The 20,144-nt window shown below is 58.7% G+C and carries 20 protein-coding genes and 1 rRNA gene; 8 read left to right on the top strand and 13 right to left on the bottom strand.

Annotated features, from left to right (window positions below; all coding sequences use genetic code 11):
• Window positions 1-4 precede the first annotated feature (4 nt).
• Window positions 5-772: a hypothetical protein gene (locus tag KPHS_06100; protein YP_005224910.1), complete on the top strand. Its 768-nt coding sequence runs from the start codon at window positions 5-7 to the stop codon at window positions 770-772.
• Window positions 769-1,023 carry a DUF3343 domain-containing protein gene (locus KPHS_06090; protein YP_005224909.1) on the top strand — a complete coding sequence of 85 codons (255 nt, stop codon included), beginning with the start codon at window positions 769-771 and terminating at the stop codon, window positions 1,021-1,023. Before KPHS_06100 ends, KPHS_06090 begins: the two co-directional genes overlap by 4 nt.
• Here the strand turns inward: KPHS_06090 and KPHS_06080 are convergent.
• From KPHS_06080 to KPHS_06050, 4 genes are all read right to left on the bottom strand, one after another.
• Window positions 1,020-2,084, bottom strand: a complete 1,065-nt coding sequence (locus KPHS_06080; RefSeq protein ID YP_005224908.1) for a putative (R)-hydroxyglutaryl-CoA dehydratase activator (putative oxidoreductase) — start codon at window positions 2,082-2,084, stop codon at window positions 1,020-1,022. The genes KPHS_06090 and KPHS_06080 overlap by 4 nt on opposite strands.
• Window positions 2,074-3,141, bottom strand: coding sequence for an HlyD family secretion protein (locus tag KPHS_06070; protein YP_005224907.1), 1,068 nt, complete (start codon window positions 3,139-3,141; stop codon window positions 2,074-2,076). Before KPHS_06070 ends, KPHS_06080 begins: the two co-directional genes overlap by 11 nt.
• Before the next feature lie 6 nt (window positions 3,142-3,147).
• On the bottom strand, window positions 3,148-3,612 hold the full coding sequence (locus KPHS_06060) for a MarR family transcriptional regulator (RefSeq protein ID YP_005224906.1): 465 nt from the start codon (window positions 3,610-3,612) through the stop codon (window positions 3,148-3,150).
• 164 nt (window positions 3,613-3,776) lie between these two features.
• Window positions 3,777-3,941, bottom strand: coding sequence for a DUF1127 domain-containing protein (locus KPHS_06050; protein YP_005224905.1), 165 nt, complete (start codon window positions 3,939-3,941; stop codon window positions 3,777-3,779).
• A 177-nt stretch (window positions 3,942-4,118) separates the two neighbouring features.
• Between KPHS_06050 and KPHS_06040 the strand changes: the two genes are divergently transcribed.
• Window positions 4,119-5,531 carry a putative aminotransferase, class I and II gene (locus KPHS_06040; protein ID YP_005224904.1) on the top strand — a complete coding sequence of 471 codons (1,413 nt, stop codon included), beginning with the start codon at window positions 4,119-4,121 and terminating at the stop codon, window positions 5,529-5,531.
• 71 nt (window positions 5,532-5,602) lie between these two features.
• Here the strand turns inward: KPHS_06040 and KPHS_06030 are convergent, their stop codons facing one another.
• Entirely contained in the window at window positions 5,603-6,022 is a 420-nt protein-coding gene (locus KPHS_06030) for a putative glyoxalase/bleomycin resistance protein/dioxygenase (RefSeq protein YP_005224903.1), read from the bottom strand.
• Complete coding sequence (locus tag KPHS_06020; RefSeq protein ID YP_005224902.1) at window positions 6,016-6,924, bottom strand: transcriptional regulator LysR; 909 nt, start codon at window positions 6,922-6,924, stop codon at window positions 6,016-6,018. Before KPHS_06020 ends, KPHS_06030 begins: the two co-directional genes overlap by 7 nt.
• Before the next feature lie 86 nt (window positions 6,925-7,010).
• Between KPHS_06020 and KPHS_06010 the strand changes: the two genes are divergently transcribed.
• On the top strand, window positions 7,011-7,793 hold the full coding sequence (locus tag KPHS_06010; protein YP_005224901.1) for an NAD(P)H dehydrogenase (quinone): 783 nt from the start codon (window positions 7,011-7,013) through the stop codon (window positions 7,791-7,793).
• A 36-nt stretch (window positions 7,794-7,829) separates the two neighbouring features.
• On the opposite strand, the gene KPHS_06000 is transcribed toward KPHS_06010, so the two are convergent.
• The 4 genes from KPHS_06000 to KPHS_05970 are packed head-to-tail and all read right to left on the bottom strand — an operon-like array spanning window position 7,830 to window position 12,265.
• The gene (locus tag KPHS_06000) at window positions 7,830-8,786 is read right to left on the bottom strand and encodes a ribose high-affinity ABC transporter permease component (protein YP_005224900.1); all 957 of its coding nucleotides are present in this window, start codon (window positions 8,784-8,786) and stop codon (window positions 7,830-7,832) included.
• Entirely contained in the window at window positions 8,783-9,754 is a 972-nt protein-coding gene (locus KPHS_05990) for a ribose high-affinity ABC transporter permease component (protein YP_005224899.1), read from the bottom strand. The genes KPHS_06000 and KPHS_05990 overlap by 4 nt, the downstream gene beginning before the upstream one ends.
• Complete coding sequence (locus tag KPHS_05980; protein ID YP_005224898.1) at window positions 9,747-11,231, bottom strand: putative inner-membrane translocator; 1,485 nt, start codon at window positions 11,229-11,231, stop codon at window positions 9,747-9,749. The genes KPHS_05990 and KPHS_05980 overlap by 8 nt, the downstream gene beginning before the upstream one ends.
• Window positions 11,232-11,281: 50 nt before the next feature.
• Window positions 11,282-12,265 carry a putative LACI-type transcriptional regulator gene (locus KPHS_05970; protein YP_005224897.1) on the bottom strand — a complete coding sequence of 328 codons (984 nt, stop codon included), beginning with the start codon at window positions 12,263-12,265 and terminating at the stop codon, window positions 11,282-11,284.
• Between the two features lie 504 nt (window positions 12,266-12,769).
• On the opposite strand from KPHS_05970, the gene KPHS_05960 reads away from it, so the two are divergent.
• The 4 genes from KPHS_05960 to KPHS_05930 all read left to right on the top strand — a co-directional run bounded on the left by KPHS_05960 (window position 12,770) and on the right by KPHS_05930 (window position 19,016).
• The gene (locus KPHS_05960) at window positions 12,770-13,777 is read left to right on the top strand and encodes a putative tryptophanyl-tRNA synthetase (protein YP_005224896.1); all 1,008 of its coding nucleotides are present in this window, start codon (window positions 12,770-12,772) and stop codon (window positions 13,775-13,777) included.
• 306 nt (window positions 13,778-14,083) lie between these two features.
• Window positions 14,084-15,151, top strand: a complete 1,068-nt coding sequence (locus tag KPHS_05950; RefSeq protein YP_005224895.1) for a membrane fusion protein family auxiliary transport protein — start codon at window positions 14,084-14,086, stop codon at window positions 15,149-15,151.
• Window positions 15,148-17,892, top strand: coding sequence for a putative multidrug ABC transporter ATPase and permease (locus tag KPHS_05940; protein YP_005224894.1), 2,745 nt, complete (start codon window positions 15,148-15,150; stop codon window positions 17,890-17,892). Before KPHS_05950 ends, KPHS_05940 begins: the two co-directional genes overlap by 4 nt.
• Entirely contained in the window at window positions 17,892-19,016 is a 1,125-nt protein-coding gene (locus KPHS_05930) for an antibiotic transport system permease component (RefSeq protein YP_005224893.1), read from the top strand. The genes KPHS_05940 and KPHS_05930 overlap by 1 nt, the downstream gene beginning before the upstream one ends.
• 40 nt (window positions 19,017-19,056) lie before the next feature.
• Here KPHS_05930 and KPHS_05920 read toward each other — a convergent pair whose 3' ends face one another.
• The 3 genes from KPHS_05920 to KPHS_r00020 form a co-directional block, all read right to left on the bottom strand.
• The gene (locus tag KPHS_05920; RefSeq protein YP_005224892.1) at window positions 19,057-19,374 is read right to left on the bottom strand and encodes a hypothetical protein; all 318 of its coding nucleotides are present in this window, start codon (window positions 19,372-19,374) and stop codon (window positions 19,057-19,059) included.
• A gap of 322 nt (window positions 19,375-19,696) precedes the next feature.
• Window positions 19,697-19,864, bottom strand: a complete 168-nt coding sequence (locus KPHS_05910; RefSeq protein ID YP_005224891.1) for a hypothetical protein — start codon at window positions 19,862-19,864, stop codon at window positions 19,697-19,699.
• Between the two features lie 113 nt (window positions 19,865-19,977).
• Window positions 19,978-20,092: ribosomal RNA gene (locus KPHS_r00020) — 5S ribosomal RNA — on the bottom strand.
• Between the last annotated feature and the right edge of the window lie 52 nt (window positions 20,093-20,144).

The raw sequence follows: 20,144 nt of genomic DNA, 5'->3' as shown, positions 1-20,144 counted from the left end.
TGGCGTGAACTATACGGTTGGCATTGATTCCGGCTCCACCGCCACAAAAGGCATCCTGCTGGCGGACGGCGTCATCGTGCGCCGCTTCCTCTGCCCCACCCCCTTTCGCCCCGCCGACGCCATCCACGAGGCCTGGGAGACACTGCGCGCTGGCCTCACGGAGACGCCTTTTTTAACCCTCACCGGCTATGGCCGCCAGCTGGTGGATTTTGCCGATAAGCAGGTGACGGAGATCTCTTGTCACGGCCTCGGCGCCCGCCTGCTGGCGCCGGACACCCGCACGGTGATTGATATCGGCGGCCAGGACAGCAAAGTTATCCAGCTGGACGCCGGGGGCAACCTCAGCGACTTCCTGATGAATGACAAATGCGCCGCCGGCACCGGCCGCTTTCTGGAAGTCATTTCACGCACCCTCGGCGCCAGCGTCGAACAACTGGACGCCATTACCGACGGCGTGGAACCGCACGCCATTACCAGTATGTGCACGGTGTTTGCCGAATCGGAGGTCATTAGCCTGCGGTCGGCCGGCGTCGCGCCGGAGGCGATTCTGGCCGGGGTGATTAACGCCATGGCCCGGCGCAGCGCGAACTTTATTGGCCGCTTATCGGCGCAGGGGCCGCTGCTGTTTACCGGCGGCGTCAGCCACTGCGCCGCCTTTGCCCGGATGCTGGAAAGCCATGTCGGCATGGCGGTGACAACCCATCCCGACGCCCAGTTTGCCGGGGCGATCGGCGCGGCGCTGATCGGCCAGCGCCAGCGGAGGCGCGGATGACAACGTTTCTGTTTTTATTTCACTCCACGGTGGGGGTGGTTCGGATGCGCAAAGCCATGCAGGCGGCGGGAGTAGCCTTCGAGGTCAAAGATATACCCCGCCAGCTGCGCAGCGGCTGCGGGCTGTGCATCCTGCTGGAGGGGACGGAAGCCGATGCGCGAGGCTGGATCGTCCCGGAACAGACGGCGGCGCTGTATCAGCAGAACGGGGAAGCATGGCGCTGTCTCGCCACCTTCCCACCTGCAGGTTAATCGCTCACCACAAAACGCGTCGCCGCGAAACAGTTCAGCAGGCGGTGCATGAGAAAAACCAGGGTCAGCGTCACCACCAGCGAGACCGTCACCGAGGTGATGCGGTACAGATCGCTGAACACCAGATCCTGATACGGATGTAAATTCTGGCCGAACATAATGCCGATGGTAGTGATGCTGGCGAAGCCCACCCCGGCGCCCACTTTCTCCATCACGTGTAGGCGGGCGCTGAAGGCCAGCCCGAGACCAATCAGCGGCATCATCAGGATCATGTGGTTGCTGAAATCATAGATAATCAGCTGCACCACCAGTATATAGAGACAGGCCAGCACCACCCCGACGACGCGCCAGATCGAGCTGATCACCGCCCCACGATAGTGCATCGGGAACAGGATCAGGATCCCGGCCATCAGCGCCGACAGCGAGTCGCTGAGATCGCAGATCTGAAACACCACAAAGATGATCGTCGCTACCGTACCGGAGAGCAGCGACTCATGACGGATGCGGGCGGCGTCTTTCTCAATCCGCGGCGGCGGCTTGCGCGGTTCGACGTCCGGGATCAGGTAATGCAGCAGCGCGCTCAGCGCCACGGCCATCACGCAGGCTTCCATATTGGAGAACATCAGGGTGTGCCAGTTGCTGGTGGGATAGCTCATAAAGTTGAGCATCGTGCTCTGGCACACCACCCCCATTGATCCCAACAGGAACAGCGGTCCCTGGCTCATAAAGCGGAAACGCATCACGTACAGGGCAAACACCACCAGGGTCATGATCACCGGCCACTGCGACAAATAGCCGACAATTAGCACCATTTCGACACAGTTTACCGCCGCGCTAAATATAAACTGGCGGGCGACGTGCAGGTTGAACATCGGTACCAGCGACATCAGCATCAGCGGATAAACGACGAAAAATACGCCGTACTGTACGTCGTAGAAGGTGGAGATGCTGAGCGCAATGGTCCCGGCCACGGCGATACGCACCGTCTGGCGAAAATCATTCGCCGTGTAGACGATATTGCCGTGCGGGGTAAAGACATGCGCCAGGGTATTAATAGACATAGTGCAACCAGCTCACCAGGTGGATCTGCAGGCCGGCGAAGGTGCGGGCAAAAGGTCCCTCGCTATTGTACAGCTGCACCGTAGCGCGGGCGCCGGTCGGCAGCGGTTTGTCCAGCGGCTGATCCAGCGCGACGTGAATGCGCATCCGCTGGGCGTCGCGCACCCAGCGGGTGGACTGCTCCGGCTGCGACAGCTGGCCGTTCACCGCCTCCTGTCCCGCCAGAATCCCGGCGTCGCTGCTGGTCACGTGCGCCGGGAAGACTTGACCCGGCAGGGCGTCAAAGACCACCGCCGCATCGGTATTCACCGCGGTGTGGCGCAGGCTTTTTTCGCGGAAGTCGGCGACGATGTCAGTGTTGTTGTTAACCAGCGCCAGCACAGCCGTCGCCGCGGTGGCGTAGATCCCCGGGTTCAGCTGCAGGTTGCTGACCATGCCGTCAGTTTCCGCACGCACTTTGGTCCAGGCCAGGTTCAGCTGCGCCTCCTCCAGCGCGTTGCGGTATTTCTGCAGGGTGACGTTGCGCTTATCGTCGCGCTCGCCGCGCTGGATCAGCAGGTTCTGGATCTGCGCGTTCAGCGCCGAGACCGACTGCTCGCTGGTCTGCCAGGTGGTTCGCACCTTATCGAGGTCGGACTGCGAGACGTTCTGCATCGTACTCAAGCGCTGGTAGCGATCGAGCGTGACCTTATCGTTACGCGCGGTGTACTGCGCAGTGCGCAGGTTGGCGCGGGCGGCGGCGATTTGCGCGTCCAGCTGCTGGTTGCTCAGTTTCGCCTGCTCGAGGGCGATCTGCGCCGCTTCAACTTTATTAATGAATGGCGTTGGGTCGAGCTCATACAGCAGGTCGCCCTTTTTCACCTGGCTGTTGTTGTGCACGTAGACGTGCGAGACATAGCCGGAGACCCGCGACGAAACCGGGGTCACCACGCGCATGACGGTGGAGTCCGGCGTCAGCGGGATCCAGATATCGGCAACGATAAACCAGGCGAATATTCCCAGAAAAGCGGCAATACTCACCCGTACCCAGCGGGCAAATTTTTGTTCAGGCGTCATCATAGTGTGTTAGATCTTGTTATCTTCTTCGCGGATATTCCGCAAACGGCAGGCGATTTGATTTAACGTGGCGCTGAAGGTAGCGAGATCGGCCTCCGGGATGGTCTGGGTTACGCGCTCCTGATAGGTCTCGATCACGCAGCTCAGTTTTTCCAGAATAGCCCGCCCCTCAGCGGTCAGCGTCAGCAGGCGAATGCGTTTGTCATATGGCGATGTGGAACGCACCAGATAGCCCTGCTTTTCCAGTAATGAGAGGGTGCGCATTAGCGGCGGCAGTTCAATGCCCTGCACCTCCGCCAGTTCGCTGACCGAGACGTTGTCTCCCAGCTGATGCAGTTGCATCAGCACCGTCCAGCTGGACTGGGTGAGTCCGGTATCGGTGATAGCGGAGTCAATAATGGCGCGCCACTGGCGCACCACCATAGCCATCCGCATCCCCAGCGGGCGGCGGGCAAACAGTTCGTCTTCAGTCACGGGGCTTCCTCTCATTATTGAGAAGAAAATAATACTTATCAGGGTAAGTATCAAGAAACGGAAGGTCGTGCCGCATCAATTGATAAATTTCGTGAATGTATCCCGGCGGCACTTTGCGCTCACCGGGATAATGAAGAAGGTTTGCCTGTAAAAAACCGCACGTTTTAATTGATCTGGTCCCGACGCAGGCCGATATCTTTCAGCTGTTCGTCGCTCATTTGCTGCAAAACTCTGCGCGTTTGCTCCTGAAGCCACCATTTTTTGATAAACCGCACCAGCAGTACGAAACCGATAAATGGCTGTCTTGCCCTGTTCTCGTGAAATTCCATCCTCTACCTCCTCACCTTGCCAGAGGCTTTATCTTCACGGATTTGGGGGTAAGGAATACAGATTCACAAAACGCTTTTCTTTAACATACAGATTAGCTAAAACGTACACCAGAGCCCAATTTTTACGCCCATCTGTACTGGTTATTCCATCTGTATGGCGGCAATTAAGGATACAGCATGACCCGCTACCAACATCTCGCTACGCTGCTGGCCGAACGCATCGAACAGGGCCTGTATCGCCATGGCGAAAAGCTGCCGTCGGTGCGCAGCCTGAGCCAGGAGCACGGCGTCAGCATCAGCACCGTCCAGCAGGCCTATCAGCTGCTTGAGCAGCAGCAGATGATTGTGCCGCAGCCGCGATCGGGCTATTTCGTCGCCCCGCGCAAAGCCCAGCCGCCGGTGCCGCCGATGTCGCGTCCGGTCCAGCGCCCGGTGGAGATAACCCAGTGGGATCAGGTGCTGACCATGCTTGACGCCCGCTACGATAAATCGATCATCCCCTTCGGCGGCGGCTCGCCGGACGTGACGCAGCCAAGCCTGAAGCCCATCTGGCGTGAACTGAGCCGGGCTATCCAGCACAACCTCACTGAGGTGTTGAACTATGACGAACTGGCCGGGCGTCGCGAGCTACGGGAGCAGATCGCCCGCCTGATGCTCGACGGCGGATCGGTGGTAACTGCCGACGATCTGGTGCTCACCAGCGGCTGCCACAGCGCGCTGTCGCTGGCCCTGCTGTCGGTGTGCCAGCCAGGGGACATCATCGCCGTGGAATCCCCCTGCTACTACGGCACCATGCAGATGCTGCGCGGGCTGGGATTAAAGACGATTGAGATCCCCACCGATCCGGAAACCGGGATCAGCATCGAGGCCCTGGAGCTGGCGCTGGATCAGTGGCCGATCAAAGGGGTGATCCTCGTGCCAAACTGCAATAACCCGCTGGGCTTTATCATGCCGGACGCCCGCAAGCGCGCGGTGCTGAACCTTGCCCAACGCTACGATATCGTTATTTTCGAGGATGATATTTACGGCGAGCTGGCCACCGAATACCCGCGCCCGCGCACGATCCACTCCTGGGATATCGACGGCCGGGTGATGCTCTGCAGCTCCTTTACCAAAACCATCGCCCCCGGGCTGCGTATCGGCTGGATCGCCCCCGGGCGCTACTACGACAAGCTGCTACAGATGAAGTACGCCGCCAGCGGGACCAACGTCCCCTCCACTCAGCTGGCGGCCTGCAATTTTATTCGCGAAGGCCACTACCACCGCCACGTGCGGCGGATGCGGCAGATCTATCAGCGCAATATCGAGATCTACACCTGCTGGCTGCGGGAATTTTTCCCCTGCGGGATCTGCGTCACCCGGCCGAAGGGCGGTTTTATGCTGTGGGTTGAGCTCCCGGAGCAGGTAGATATGGTCTGCGTCGCCAAGCAGCTGTGCCGGCTGAAGATCCAGGTCGCGCCGGGCTCGCTGTTTTCGGCAGCGGGCAAGTATCGCAACTGCGTCAGGATCAACTGCGCCCTGCCGCCGACCGAAAAACATAAAGCGGTGATGGTGAAGCTGGGAGAAGCGGTGAAGGTGGCGATGGAGTGAATTTAACCTGTTCTCCCCGGTGGCGCTGCGCTTACCGGGGCTACGGGTGATCTAACGTCTGCGTAGCAGCTTCACTGTTCAAAAAACACCATCCCCTTATACGGCTGCTCGCGGCAGGCGGCCAGCCGCTGGGCGAGACTGCCGACGTGCAGCTCCAGCTTATGGCCATCGGGATCGAGGAAATAGTGCGAGGCACCTTCGCTACGGTTCAGCTTCCAGACCGCCACGCCGGCAGCCTCAAGGCGGGCGGCGAAGCTAGCAAAATCGGCTTCGCTAATACTAAACGCATAATGGGTGTAGTCGCTCTCTTCCGGCGGAGTAACGCGCCGCTGCGGATCCAGCGACAGGCACAGCCACAAATCGCCGCAGGAGAGATAAGCCCCGCTGTCCCAGCGGGCATGCAGCGTCATGCCCAGCAGCTGCTGATAAAACGCCACGCTCGGCGCCAGCTGGCTGACTGCCAGGGTCAGGTGATTCAGTCCACTCAGCATGTCTGTTCCTCCAGTGAATTCACAATGAACTGACGCAGCCATTGATGCGCCGGGTCGCGGTGCCAGCGCTCGTGCCACAGCATCAGCATCTCAAAGCCGGCGACCGCCAGCGGCGGCTCGACGACCACCAGCCCGCTCTGCCCGCGCACCAGCCGCTCCGGCAGGACCGCCACCAGATCGCTATTGCGCAGGGTCTCCAGCATAAACAGGAAATGTGGCACGGAAAGGACAACCCGCCGCATCAGTCCGAGGTTCGCCAGCGCGATATCGGTCGCCGCGCTGAAGCCGCCCCCGTCCGGGGAGACGATCACGTGCTCCAGCTGACAGAACGTTTCCAGGCTAAGCCCAGGCCGCAGCGCCGAATGTTCCGCCCGGCCAGCCAGCACGTAGCGTTCGCGAAACAGCAGGCGCTGATGCAGCCCCGGCGGCGCGCCCTCGCGGGTATGAAAGAAAAGATCTACTGTATCGCTGGCCGCCTGCTGCTCCAGCCGCGCCGGCTGCAGTTCGAATACCGCCAGCCGACTGCCGGGAGAGGCCTGGCGTAACCCAGCCAGCATCGGCAGGAGGATCGCCGAGGCCATATAGTCCGTCGCCGCCACCCGCCAGGTCTCCGCCGCCGTGGCCGGATCAAAAGGGCTGACCGGCGCCACCGCCTGCTCCAGCGCGGCTAATGCGGCGCGCAGCGGCTGGCGAAGCTCATCGGCGCGGGCGGTGGGCTGCATGCCGCGCGGGCCCGGCATCAGCAGCGGATCGGCGAAAATCTCCCGCAGCCTGGCGAGCTGAATACTTACCGAGGGCTGCGACAGATTCAGCCGCTGCGCCGCCCGGGTAACGTTGTTTTCGCTAAGCAGCACATCCAGGGTGCGCAACAGATTGAGATCCAGACGCTGTAAATTAATCACGACTATACCGGGAATTTAAGTAATTAATTTCTACTATAGCGTCAGCTTTCCTACTCTGCAGCTCTCCATACGCCAGAGGTGATATTATGAAAGTACTGCTGATTTACGCCCATCCGGAACCGCGCTCGCTCAATGGCGCGCTGAAAAATTTCGCCGTCCGCCATCTGCAGCAGGCCGGGCATGAAGTGCAAGTCTCCGATCTCTACGCCATGCGCTGGAAGGCCGGGTATGACGCCGACGACAGCGGCGCCCCGCCGGTCGGCGAGTTCTGGCGGCCGACCCTCGATTCCAAACAGGCCTTTGCCCAGGGCACCCAAAGTGCGGATATCGCAGCCGAGCAGGAAAAGCTGCTGTGGGCCGATACGGTGATTTTCCAGTTCCCGCTATGGTGGTTCTCGATGCCCGCCATCATGAAGGGCTGGATCGACAGGGTGTACGCCTGGGGCTTTGCCTATGGCGTCGGCGAGCACAGCGACCGCCACTGGGGGGATCGCTACGGGGAAGGCACTTTCGTCGGCAAGCGGGCGATGCTGATCGTCACCGCCGGCGGCTGGGCGGAACACTATTCACCGCGCGGGATCAATGGCCCCATCGACGACATCCTGTTCCCCATTCAGCACGGTATGCTGTTCTACCCCGGCTTTGAGGTGCTTCCGCCGCTGGTGTTCTACCGCACGGATAAAACCGATGCCGGGCAGTTCGCCGATCAGTGCGCCGCCCTGGCCGAGCGGCTGGACACGCTGTGGCAAACCGAGCCCATTCCATTCCGCCGCCAGAATCATGGCGATTATCTGATCCCGTCGCTGACGCTGCGCCCGGAGCTGGCGCCAGGGCAAAGCGGCCTGGCGGTGCATTTGCGTAGCGAATAACTGGCTATCCCGTCTTCGCCCCCGAGGACGGGTCATTTACCCGGCTCTCTCCAGTCCCAGCATGCCTCGCGCCTGGATAAAGCACAGCAGCAATACGCCCCACAGCGCCATCGTCAGATAGGGGCTGATACCGAGGATATTGAACCCACTCTCAATAATCTGCAGCAGGAACAGCGCGAGCACCATCCCAACGATGCGCCCGCTACCGCCATCCGGATTCACGCCGCCAAGCACCGCCGCGAGGATCGACACCAGCAAATACGATTCCCCATAAGATGCTTTGGCTGAGTTCAGCTTCGACATCATCAGAAACGCAGCCACCGCGCAGAGCAGGGCCGAGATGACATATACCCACATCAACACCCGCCGGGTATTGATCCCGGAATAATGGGTCGCCCGTTCGTTGGATCCGATCAACATGATCGCCCGACCCAGCGGGCTTTTCTCCAGCAGCACCCACAGCCCGGCCGCCACCACCGCAAAAAGCCACATTGGCAGCGGAATACCGAACCACTGGGCGTGATTCAGCCACAGCACCCACTGCGGATAGTTAGCGATGGCGCTGCCGCCGGTGATCAGAATATTTATCCCTTTGAGCAGGGTCATCATGCCAAGGGTAGCCAGGATCGGCGAAACGCGGATCCCGGCGATCAATATCCCGTTGCACAGGCCAATGATCATCGCCGCCCCTCCGCCGGCCAGCAGCGTCGCCAGCGCGGTAGCGCCCCCAGGCGGATAGCTCGTCGCCACCCAGGCCATCACCAGCGAGCAGGCGTTAGCCGTCGCGATAATTGACAAATTAATGCCGCCGCAAAGCATAGTCATGGCCATCGCCAGCGCCAGGATCCCCAGCACCGGCATTTGCGAGGCAATCGACTGGAAATTGCTGACAGACCAGAAGATGTTTGGCATGGCGATGCTAAAGGCGATAACCATCAGCAGCAGCAGGCCGATCAGGTAAAACTCAACGTTGTTGCGCCACGATTTTTTCATAACAAGCTCCGGTTCTGATGCTGGCTCCATGCCGTTACGCTGATGCTGACGACGATGATCGCCCCAGTGATCAGGGTCTGCCAGTAGGAGGAGACCCCTAGCAGGTTCAGGCCGTTCTGCATCACCGCCAGTAAAATCACCCCCAGCAGCGTACCGGTGAGAGTTCCGCGCCCGCCAATCAGGCTGGTGCCGCCCAGCACCACCGCCGCCAGCACCGTCAGCTCATAGCCCAGCAGTGAATCCGGCGCAACGGTCATCACTGTCCACGCCTGCACGACACCTGCGGCCCCCGACATTAGCCCCATATAGCCATAAACGAACAGCTGCAGGCGGAGCACGCTGAAGCCGACGCGGCTGGCGGATTCCCGGTTGCCGCCCATGGCATAGATCTTGCGGCCAACGGTAGTGAAATTCATGATAAACGCGGTCAACAGCACCACGACGATCATCGTCAGCAGCGGCAGCCCCAGGCCGTAATCGTAACCATCGGCATCGGTATATTTGAACAGCATAACCCCCTTTTCAAACCACGGAGGGAAGTCGTAGAGCCAGACACCTTTGCTTAACCACAGCAGCAAACCGTAGAAAATGTTGAGCGTAGAAATGGTGATAATGATCGAGGGGACCCGCAGACGATTAACCAACAGCGCGTTCACCAGCCCCAGCAGCACGCCGATGCCGCCGGCAAGCACAAAAGCCACCGCGAAGTTGCCGCCTACTTTTTGCAGCATCACCACCATGCCGTACTGGGCGATAATGGTCATAGCCGGGAAGGAGATATCAATCCCGCCGGCGATCAGCACCACGAACAGACCACAGGCGAGAATGGTCAGCATCGCATAGTTATTAGCGAGGTCGTAAAGATTGCCGAAAGTGAAAAATTCCTCACTGCGCCAGCCCAGCAGCAGGCACAGCGCAATAATGAACATGCCTAACCAGAATTCATGTCGTTTCAACAGATTAGCCATTGACCACCTCCGCTATCTGCTGCTGGGTACTGCTGTCCGGCAGGAAGCTATGGGTCAACTCGCCCTGCTTCATCACCAGGATGCGATGACTCTGGTACCACGCCTCTTCAATCTCGTCGCAAATCATCAGCACGGCGATACCATGGGCAGCCAAATCGCTGATGATATGATAGATCCCGGCTTTGTTTGCGATATCCACCCCCACGGTTGGGCTATCGAGGATCAGCAGCTTAGGAGAGATCGCCAGCCATTTGGCGATAGAAACGCGCTGGGCATTACCACCGGAGAGGGTATTCACCGGCAGATGCGTATCCGGCGCCTTAATGGTCAACGCGTTGACCATTCTTGCGACCAGCTGCTGAGCTTTACTATCACTCAATAGTCCGCAAGCGCCTTTCACTTTATGAAACACGGTGCTGATAATGTTGTTTTCAATCGACTGACTCATCACCAGGCCGCGCGACATACGGTCCTCGGAGACATAGCCGATACCGTGGCGGATAGCGTCCTGATTGCTACGCAACCGCACCGGCTGGCCATTTATCAGGATCTCGCCGCTGTCAGGGCGGGTCATGCCGAAAAGGCTCAGGCACAGCTCTGTTCGCCCGGCGCCCAACAGGCCGACTATCGACACCACTTCTCCGGCTTCGACCTTCAGGGAGACGTTATGATATTCCCCTTTGCGGCTGAGATTGCGCACCTCCAGCACCGGCGTACTGCCCTGCCCCTGCCACAGATCGCGCACCTGATAGTCAAACTCCTGGCCCGTCATCAGAAAACCGAGCCGGCGGGTGGTTACCTCTGCCGCCGGCAAGGTGCCGACCAGATTGCCATCCTTCAGCACGCTGATGCGGTCCGATACGGCCATGACCTCTTCCAGACGGTGGCTTACGAAGACGATGCAGATCCCCCTCTCACGCAGCTGGCGCACCACATGCAATAGTCCCTCCACTTCCTGATGGGTCAATGAGGCCGTGGGTTCATCCATAATGATAAGCCGGGCATCCTGCGCCAGCGCGCGGCAGATAGCCACCAGCTGACAGCGAGCGATGGAGAGCGATTCCACGGCGGCATCCAGCGGCAGCGAGACGTTAATACTGCGCATCGCCTGCTCCGCACTGCGTCGCAGTTCGCTGCGCCTCACCAGTACGCCGCGATGATAGTGGTTTATAGCAATGTTCTCCCACACGCTGAGATTGGGAAACAGCGACAGATCCTGATAAATCACCTGGATCCCATGGGCGACAGAGGCCGCTGGCGTCAGTTTGGGCCACGTCTTGCCGCCCAGCGTCATCGCTGCGCCCACATCCGGGCGATAGACGCCAGAGATAATTTTGATCAACGTCGACTTCCCGCAACCGTTCTGCCCGGCCAGGCAGTGCACTTCTCCGGGCATAAAGTCGATGCTGATATCATTGAGCGCGCGGTTGGCGTGGAAGGTTTTGCTGACGTGTCGAAGGGAAAGGAAAGGTTCCATAGCATCCCCTGGCTGGTTAAGCCGGGGCGGCAGGCGCCCCGGAAGGTGGATTAGTAGAGCGAATCAATATTGTCTTTATTTACCAGCAGCACTTTATGGAAGCGGATAATATGCTTGTCGCTATCGACTTCCGCTTTACCGAGCTCTTTCAGTTCAAATCCCGGCTCAATGGTTTTGCCGTTCAGCAGGGTGCTGGCGACGGCCGCGAGGGCATAGCCGGCTGTCGCCGGATCGTAGGTGATCCCTTCGGTAATATCGCCGCTCTTAATAAGAGAAGCCGCCTGCGAGGGGATCATCATCCCGTAGACCGCGACTTTATTTTTCGCACGCTTCTCTTTCACCGCGCGCCCCGCGCCAATCGGGCCATTCGAACCAAAAGAGACCACCGCTTTCAGATCCGGGTAAGTTTTCATCAGATCGAGCGTGGTACGGCGGGAATCATCAACACTTTCCGCCACCGGCATTCGGCGGGTGACTTCATGCATGTCCGGGTAATGTTCTTTTTGGTATTTCACCAGCAGATCGGCCCACAGGTTGTGCTGCGGTACCGTAAGGCTACCGACATAGATAACGTAGCCGCCTTTGCCCCCCATCCGCTTGGCCATATGCTCCACGTATTCAGCAGCGAACTTCTCGTTATCGATGATCTCCACATCCCAGTTGGCGCTCGGCTGCCCGGGCGATTCGTTGGTCAGCACCACGATGCCGGCGTCACGGGCTTTTTTGAATACCGGCTCCAGCACGTTGGCATCGTTAGGCACGATAGTGATGGCATCCACTTTACGTGCAATCAGGTCCTCAATAATTTTCACCTGCTGCGGCGCATCGGTGCTGGACGGCCCTACCTGGGAGGCGTTGAGGTTAAACTCTTTCCCGGCCTGGACTACCCCTTCACCCATCCGGTTAAACCATGGCATGCCGTCCACTTTTGAAATATTGACTACGGTTTTTTCCGCCGCATATACCGGCGCGGAAATAAGCGCAGCCCCCAACAGCAATGATGAAAAAATATTAACGACCAGACGTTTATGCATAATAATTAGCCTCAATACGTTGTAGTCAGACAGGGGTATGACGCAAAGCGGAAAAATAGATAGAAATTGTAATAATGTTAATAATTTAGAAGAGAATAAACACAAGCTGTAACAGCAGACAGGTAATATTCAGCTATAAATATGGATAATAATACTATAATCCTGTGGCGTGAGCTTTTTCACAAAAAAAATGCAACATAGTTTGTTGTTCCAGAATAATGATCGGGTCGCAGAGAAAATATATTTTTCCCGCTTCGTTATTTACCGAAAAACAATCACATAAATAACATCAGGAAAAGTATGTGATTTTTGATTGCGCCTCCAGCCCCTTCCGTGGCAGGATACTCCCTATGAACAGAAACGTTATCGTTACCTATCCCCGCCGTTGGTGGCTGCCTGCATAACAGGCGGCACGATACACGTTTCCATTTTCAAAGCCGCCGGAAGGCGGCTTTGGTGTTTTCAGGACGTCTTTCGGCTGAACAGTCTGATAAGGAGTCCCTGATGAACCATCCACAAACCATCCTCACCGGCGACCGCCCGACCGGCCAACTTCATCTTGGCCACTACGTCGGCTCGCTGCGCCAGCGCGTCGCGCTGCAGCATAACCACCAGCAATTTATCCTGATCGCCGACCTGCAAGGGCTCACGGACAACGGCAGCAATCCGCAAAAAATCAGCCACCATATCCTCGAAGTCATGGCCGATTATCTGGCCGTCGGCATCGACCCCAGGCTCACCACTATTTGCCTGCAGTCCGCCCTGCCGGCGCTGGCGGAGCTCAGCGCGCTGTATATGAATATCGTCACCGTCGCCCGCGTAGAACGTAATCCGACGGTCAAAAATGAGATTGCCCAGAAGGGATTCGCCCGCTCGCTACCGGTGGGTTTTCTTGCCTATCCGATTAGCCAGGCGGCCGATATCACCGCGTTCAAGGCCGAACTGGTGCCGGTGGGCGACGATCAGCTACCGATGATTGAGCAGACCAACGAGATCGTCCACAAGATGAATAGCCTCACCGGCGAGCCGGTGCTGCGCCACTGCAAGGCGCTACTCAGCGAAGTGAGTCGCCTGCCGGGCGTCGATGGCAACGCCAAAATGTCGAAATCGCTGGGCAATACGCTGACGTTATCGGCCACAGAGGAGGAGATCCACCACGCGGTCAGCGCGATGTATACCGACCCGACGCACCTGAGAGTCAGCGATCCGGGGCATGTCGAGGGCAACGTGGTGTTTACCTATCTCGATGCATTCCACAGCGATAAGGTGCGGGTGGCAGAGATGAAAGCCCACTATCAGCGCGGCGGGCTGGGCGATCGCCAGTGTAAGAATGAGCTGGAAACCTGCCTGCAGACGCTACTGGCGCCGATCCGCGAACGCAGGGCCACTTTTATTCAGGATAAAGGGATGCTGCTGGAGCTGCTGCGCCAGGGCAGCGAACGCGCCCACCACCTCACACAGCAGACGCTGCATGAGGTGAAGCGTGGGCTGGGTCTGCCTGTGCTGTTCTGAGATGGTGAAATACTCCCTGTGCGGATAATTTTGTTAACACGCCGACAAGACCCTGTCTTTCGTATGGACAATATCGCCCCGGCTGTTACTATCGCGTTAACGGTAGCTCTCACTATGCGTGTTTCATTAAGGCCAGGATCGCTGATGATGACCACATAAGTAGCCCAGCGAGCGGCTGCGCATCGGCGCGGCAGAGCGCGGCGTCAGCGGCCCTCCCTCCACTTTTTCGTCCTTCGCAAGAAGGACGCTCCGCCCGCCGGAGGAAACACGCGCACCACTCAGCACAGGGAATCAAGCGAGTCGCGTATGGACAAAATAAAGAAACGTTGGGCAGGGTATTTTGTCGGCTTACTGGTGGTGCTCGCCGCCGCCGCATGGTGGCTGCTGCGCCCGCCGGGACTCCCGGCGGGGTTTGCCAGCAGCAACGGCCGAATCGAAGCCACCGAAGTTGATATTGCCAGTAAAATCGCCGGGCGTATCGACACCATTCTGGTCAAAGAGGGTCAGTTCGTGCACCAGGGAGAGGTGCTGGCGAGAATGGATACCCGGGTACTGAACGAGCAGCGTCTTGAAGCCGCCGCGCAAATCAAGGAAGCGGAAAGCGCGGTCCTGGCCGCCAGAGCCTTGCTCGATCAGCGACAAAGTGAAATGCGTGCCAGCGAAGCGGTAGTGAAGCAGCGCCAGGCGGAGCTGGATTCCACGGCGAAACGCCATGTTCGCTCCAACACCCTCTCCCAGCGTGGCGCCGTCTCCGCCCAGCAGCTGGATGACGATCGCGCGGCCGCAGAGAGCGCCCGCGCGGCGCTGGAATCGGCGAAAGCCCAGGTCTCCGCCGCCCGCGCCGCCATCGAAGCTGCCCGCACCAGCATTATTCAGGCGCAAACCCGCGTCGAAGCCGCCCAGGCGACCGAGCGGCGGATCCTCGCCGATATTGACGATAGCGAGCTGAAAGCCCCCCGCGATGGCCGCATTCAGTATCGCGTCGCTGAGCCAGGCGAAGTCCTGGCCGCCGGTGGCCGGGTACTGAACATGGTCGATCTCGCCGATGTCTATATGACCTTTTTTCTGCCCACCGAACAGGCAGGTCTGCTGGCGCTCGGCAGCGAAGCGCGCTTGGTCCTTGATGCCGCGCCGGATCTGGTGATCCCGGCCAATATCAGCTTTGTCGCCAGCGTCGCCCAGTTCACGCCGAAAACGGTCGAGACCAGCGACGAGCGCCTGAAGCTAATGTTCCGCGTCAAAGCGCGTATCCCGCCGGAGCTGCTGGCGCAACACCTGGAGTATGTCAAAACCGGCCTGCCCGGTATGGCTTACGTACGGCTGGATAAACAACAACCCTGGCCTGAAGCCCTGGCGGTGAGGTTGCCGCAATGAAACTAACGCCGCAGGATACCTCGCCCCCCGTCGCCCTGCTGGAACATGTTGGTCAGCAGTTTGGCGCCACCATCGCGCTGCGCGATATCAGTCTGGCGATCCCGGCACGGCGTATGGTTGGCCTGATTGGCCCGGACGGCGTCGGCAAATCGAGCCTGCTTTCGCTGATCGCCGGGGCGCGGACCATCGAGCAGGGGAACGTGATGGTGCTTGGCGGCGATATGCGCGATGTGCATCACCGCCGCGAGGTGTGTCCGAAAATCGCGTGGATGCCGCAGGGGCTGGGGAAAAACCTCTATCACACTCTCTCGGTGTATGAAAACGTCGACTTCTTCGCCCGCCTGTTCGGCCACGATAAAGCCGAGCGCGAACTGCGCATCAACGAGCTGCTGCAGAGTACCGGGCTGGCGCCGTTTCGCGATCGCCCCGCCGGAAAACTCTCCGGAGGGATGAAGCAAAAGCTCGGCCTGTGCTGCGCGCTGATCCACGATCCGCAGCTGCTGATCCTTGATGAACCGACCACTGGCGTCGATCCCCTCTCCCGGGCGCAATTCTGGGAGCTTATCGACAGTATTCGCCAGCGCCAGCCGGCGATGAGCGTGCTGGTGGCCACCGCCTACATGGAAGAGGCCGAGCGATTTGACTGGCTGGTGGCGATGAACGCCGGCGAGGTGCTGGCGACCGGCAGCGCCGCAGAGCTCAAAGCCCAGACCGGCAGCCAGACCCTGGAGCAGGCGTTTATCGCCCTGCTGCCAGAAGCACAGCGTCAGGCGCATAGGGCGGTAGTTATCCCACCGCGCGACAGCCGTGAGGAAGAGATCGCCATCGAAGCGCGCGGCCTGACCATGCGCTTTGGCAACTTTGTTGCCGTCGACCACGTTAATTTCCGCATCGCCCGCGGTGAAATCTTCGGCTTCCTCGGCTCCAACGGCTGCGGCAAATCCACCACCATGAAGATGCTCACCGGCCTGCTGCCCGCCAGCGAAGGTGAAGCCTGGCTGTTCGGCCAGCCGGTCGACCCGAAGGATATCGCCACCCGCCAGCGGGTGGGCTATATGTCGCAGGCCTTCTCGCTCTATAGCGAACTGACCGTCCGGCAAAACCTCGAGCTGCACGCCCGCCTGTTCCATATTCCGGACGGCGAAATCCCCGGCCGGGTGGCGGAAATGTGCGAGCGCTTTATGCTGACCGAGGTTGAAGACGCGCTTCCCGCCGATCTGCCGCTGGGGATCCGTCAGCGCCTGTCGTTAGCGGTGGCGGTCATCCATCGCCCGGAGATGCTGATCCTCGACGAGCCGACCTCCGGCGTCGACCCGGTGGCGCGGGATATGTTCTGGCAGCTGATGGTAGACCTCGCGCGGCAGGATCAAGTGACCATTTTTATCTCCACCCACTTTATGAATGAGGCGGAACGCTGCGATCGTATCTCCCTGATGCACGCCGGCAAAGTGCTGGCCAGCGATACGCCGCAGGCGCTGGTCGAGCAGCGCGGTTCAAACAGCCTGGAAGAGGCGTTTATCGCCTGGCTTAAAGAGGCCCAGCCGTCCTCTCCAGTACCAGAAGAACCCACGTCTGCTGTGGCATCGTATTCCCGACACACGACTCCACGGCAGGCCTTCAGTCTTCGCCGGCTGTTTAGCTATAGCCGCCGCGAGGCGCTGGAGCTGCGCCGCGATCCGGTACGATCGACGCTGGCGCTGCTGGGGACGGTGATCCTGATGTTTATCATGGGGTATGGGATCAGCATGGACGTTGAGGATCTGCGCTTTGCCGTCCTCGACCGCGATCAAACCCTCAGCAGCCAGGGCTGGTCGCAGAATCTCGCTGGCTCACGCTACTTTATCGAACAGGCGCCGCTGCACAGCTATGACGAACTGGACCGCCGGATGCGCGACGGCGAGCTGGCGGTGGCGATAGAGATCCCGCCGAACTTTGGCCGCGATATCGCCCGCGGCACGCCGGTGCAAATCGGCGTGTGGGTGGACGGCGCGATGCCCAACCGCGCGGAAACCGTGCGCGGCTACGTACAGGCGATGCATCTGGCCTGGCTGCAGGAGATGGCCGGCCGCCAGAGCAGCCCGCGGCGCGATACCTCGCTCATCTCCATCGAGACCCGCTATCGCTACAATCCAGATGTGAAGAGCCTGCCGGCCATCGTCCCGGCGGTGATCCCGCTGCTGCTGATGATGATCCCGGCGATGCTCAGCGCCCTGAGCGTAGTGCGTGAGAAAGAGCTCGGATCGATTATCAACTTGTACGTGACGCCAACCACCCGCAGCGAATTCCTGCTCGGCAAGCAGCTGCCTTACATCGTACTGGGGATGTTTAACTTCTTCCTGCTGTGCGCGCTGTCGGTCTTTGTCTTTGGCGTCGCGCATAAGGGGAGTTTCCTGACGCTGACCCTGGCGGCGCTGCTGTATGTCACCATCGCCACTGGTCTGGGGCTGCTGATCTCAACCTTTATGAAGAGCCAAATCGCCGCTATTTTCGGTACCGCGATTATTACGCTGATCCCGGCAACCCAGTTTTCCGGAATGATCGATCCGGTGGCCTCGCTGGAAGGTCCCGGGCGCTGGATTGGGCAAATCTACCCGACCAGCCACTTCCTGACTATCGCCCGCGGGACCTTTTCGAAAGCGCTGAATATTAGCGATTTGTGGGGCTCATTCATTCCGCTACTGATTGCGGTGCCGCTGGTGCTCGGGTTGAGCGTGCTGCTGCTGAAGAAACAGGAGGGATGATGCGCGGATTACGCAATATTTATAATCTTGGCGTCAAAGAACTGCGCAGCCTGCTCGGTGATAAAGCTATGCTGGCGCTGATCGTGTTTGCGTTTACCGTGTCGGTGTACTCCTCGGCCACGGTGATGCCCGGTTCGCTGCACCTGGCGCCGATCGCGGTTGCTGATATGGATAAATCCCAGCTCTCCTCACGCATTATTAACGCTTTTTACCGTCCCTGGTTTCTTGAGCCGGAGCTGATCACCGCTGATGAGATGGACGCCGGGCTGGATGCCGGGCGCTACACGTTCGCCATCAACATCCCGCCTAACTTCCAGCGCGATGTACTGGCCGATCGGCAGCCGGAAATCCAGGTCAACGTCGACGCCACGCGCATGAGTCAGGCCTTTACCGGCAACGGTTACATCCAGAATATTATCACCGGCGAAGTAAACAGTTTTATCGCCCGCTATCGGGATAACAGCGTGCTGCCGGTAGAGCTGGCGGTCAGGATGCGTTTTAATCCTAACCTTGAGCAGGAGCGCTTTGGCGCGGTGATGGCGATCATCAACAATATCACCATGCTGGCCATTGTCCTCACCGGTTCGGCGCTGATCCGCGAGCGGGAACATGGCACCATTGAGCATCTGCTGGTGATGCCGATCACGCCGTTTGAAATTATGCTGGCCAAGATCTGGTCGATGGGCCTGGTGGTGCTGGTGGTCTCCGGGTTGTCACTGATACTGATGGTACAGGGGATTTTGCAGGTGCCCATTGAAGGGTCGATTCCCCTGTTTATGCTGGGGGTGGCGCTCAGCCTGTTCGCCACGACCTCGATCGGCATTTTTATGGGCACCCTCGCCCGCTCGATGCCGCAGCTGGGGCTGCTGATGATCCTGGTCTTACTGCCGCTGCAGATGCTCTCCGGCGGATCCACGCCGCGAGAAAGTATGCCGCAGCTGGTACAGGATATTATGTTGACCATGCCGACCACCCACTTCGTCAGCCTGGCGCAGGCGATATTGTATCGAGGCGCCAGCTTCGCCATCGTCTGGCCGCAGTTCTTAACCTTGCTGGCTATCGGCGGAGTGTTCTTTACTATCGCGTTGCTGCGTTTTCGTAAGACTATTGGTGAGATGGCATAAAGGCTTAAGAAGGGCCGTCGACTTACGGCGGCCGAATGGTTTATTTATGGCGATTCATAAAGCGACGTAAACCCCAGGTGAAGGCCATCGCCATACTGAAGAGAATGAACAGCAACACCACCCAGCTGATGGAGATGCGCAGCAGCGTGCCGGGGGTCATAAACGGCTGCAGATACACGGTGAAGGACTGGGCTGGTGATTTTCCCAGCAGTTCATAAACGTTATCGGTGAGCCACACGCCGACCCGGCAGAACAACCAGATAATCGCTGGCCAGCAGAGCAGCACCAGAAAGGTAAAGCGCTCCTGAATGTAAGTGAAGAGCTGGCGCAATGGCGACCAGTTAAGCAGGATTTTCATTTCTATTCTCATTTGCCAGCCGAGAACCAGTCTATGTTTCGCAAGGTATTTCGGGCAGCATCCATACAGGCAATCATCCCCCTTTGTATATCAAATTTGCTGCCATATAAACCAGATCAAGTTAACAAAGTGTTAATGATAAAGCTCATTTAGACAAAAACAGGGAAGAAGCATACCGTTCGCCACAATACATCCGGAAGCGAAGTATCCAGTCACGGAAATATTTTTTCTGAAGCGTAAACGCGTTATTTTGTGGGAGGAAGAGGCCGCATCATTATTTTACCGGAGCACAATATAATGGCGCTGAAATAAAGAAATAATATTAATCGTAGCTGCTGATAATTATTTTCCGACTTGTATCATCCGGTAAATTCACTATCCGGTTGACCATGCCACAAGCATTCGTCACGCTATTTTGCGAAGCAATAAAGGCGGTGCTGCGCACTTTGTCCGGGCTACGCTTTTGTAGCCCCGGTAAGCGCAGCGCCACCGGGGGAGATATACCCCACACAGCAAAAAACCCCGTACCTTTCGGGACGGGGTTCTTTTTAAACGCAAAAACAAAAAGCCCGGTCTTTCGACCGGGCTTTCTGCTTTATTTGATGCCTGGCAGTTCCCTACTCTCACATGGGGAGACCCCACACTACCATCGGCGCTACGGCGTTTCACTTCTGAGTTCGGCATGGGGTCAGGTGGGACCACCGCGCTAGTGCCGCCAGGCAAATTCTGTTTTATCAACACGTTTCACCAACGTATCGATTAATCTGAAT

The organism is Klebsiella pneumoniae subsp. pneumoniae HS11286 (assembly GCF_000240185.1).
Taxonomy (GTDB): Bacteria; Pseudomonadota; Gammaproteobacteria; order Enterobacterales; family Enterobacteriaceae; genus Klebsiella; species Klebsiella pneumoniae.
The sequence above is the reverse complement of the archived record's forward strand: the minus strand, read 5'-3'. Positions and strand labels throughout refer to the sequence as shown.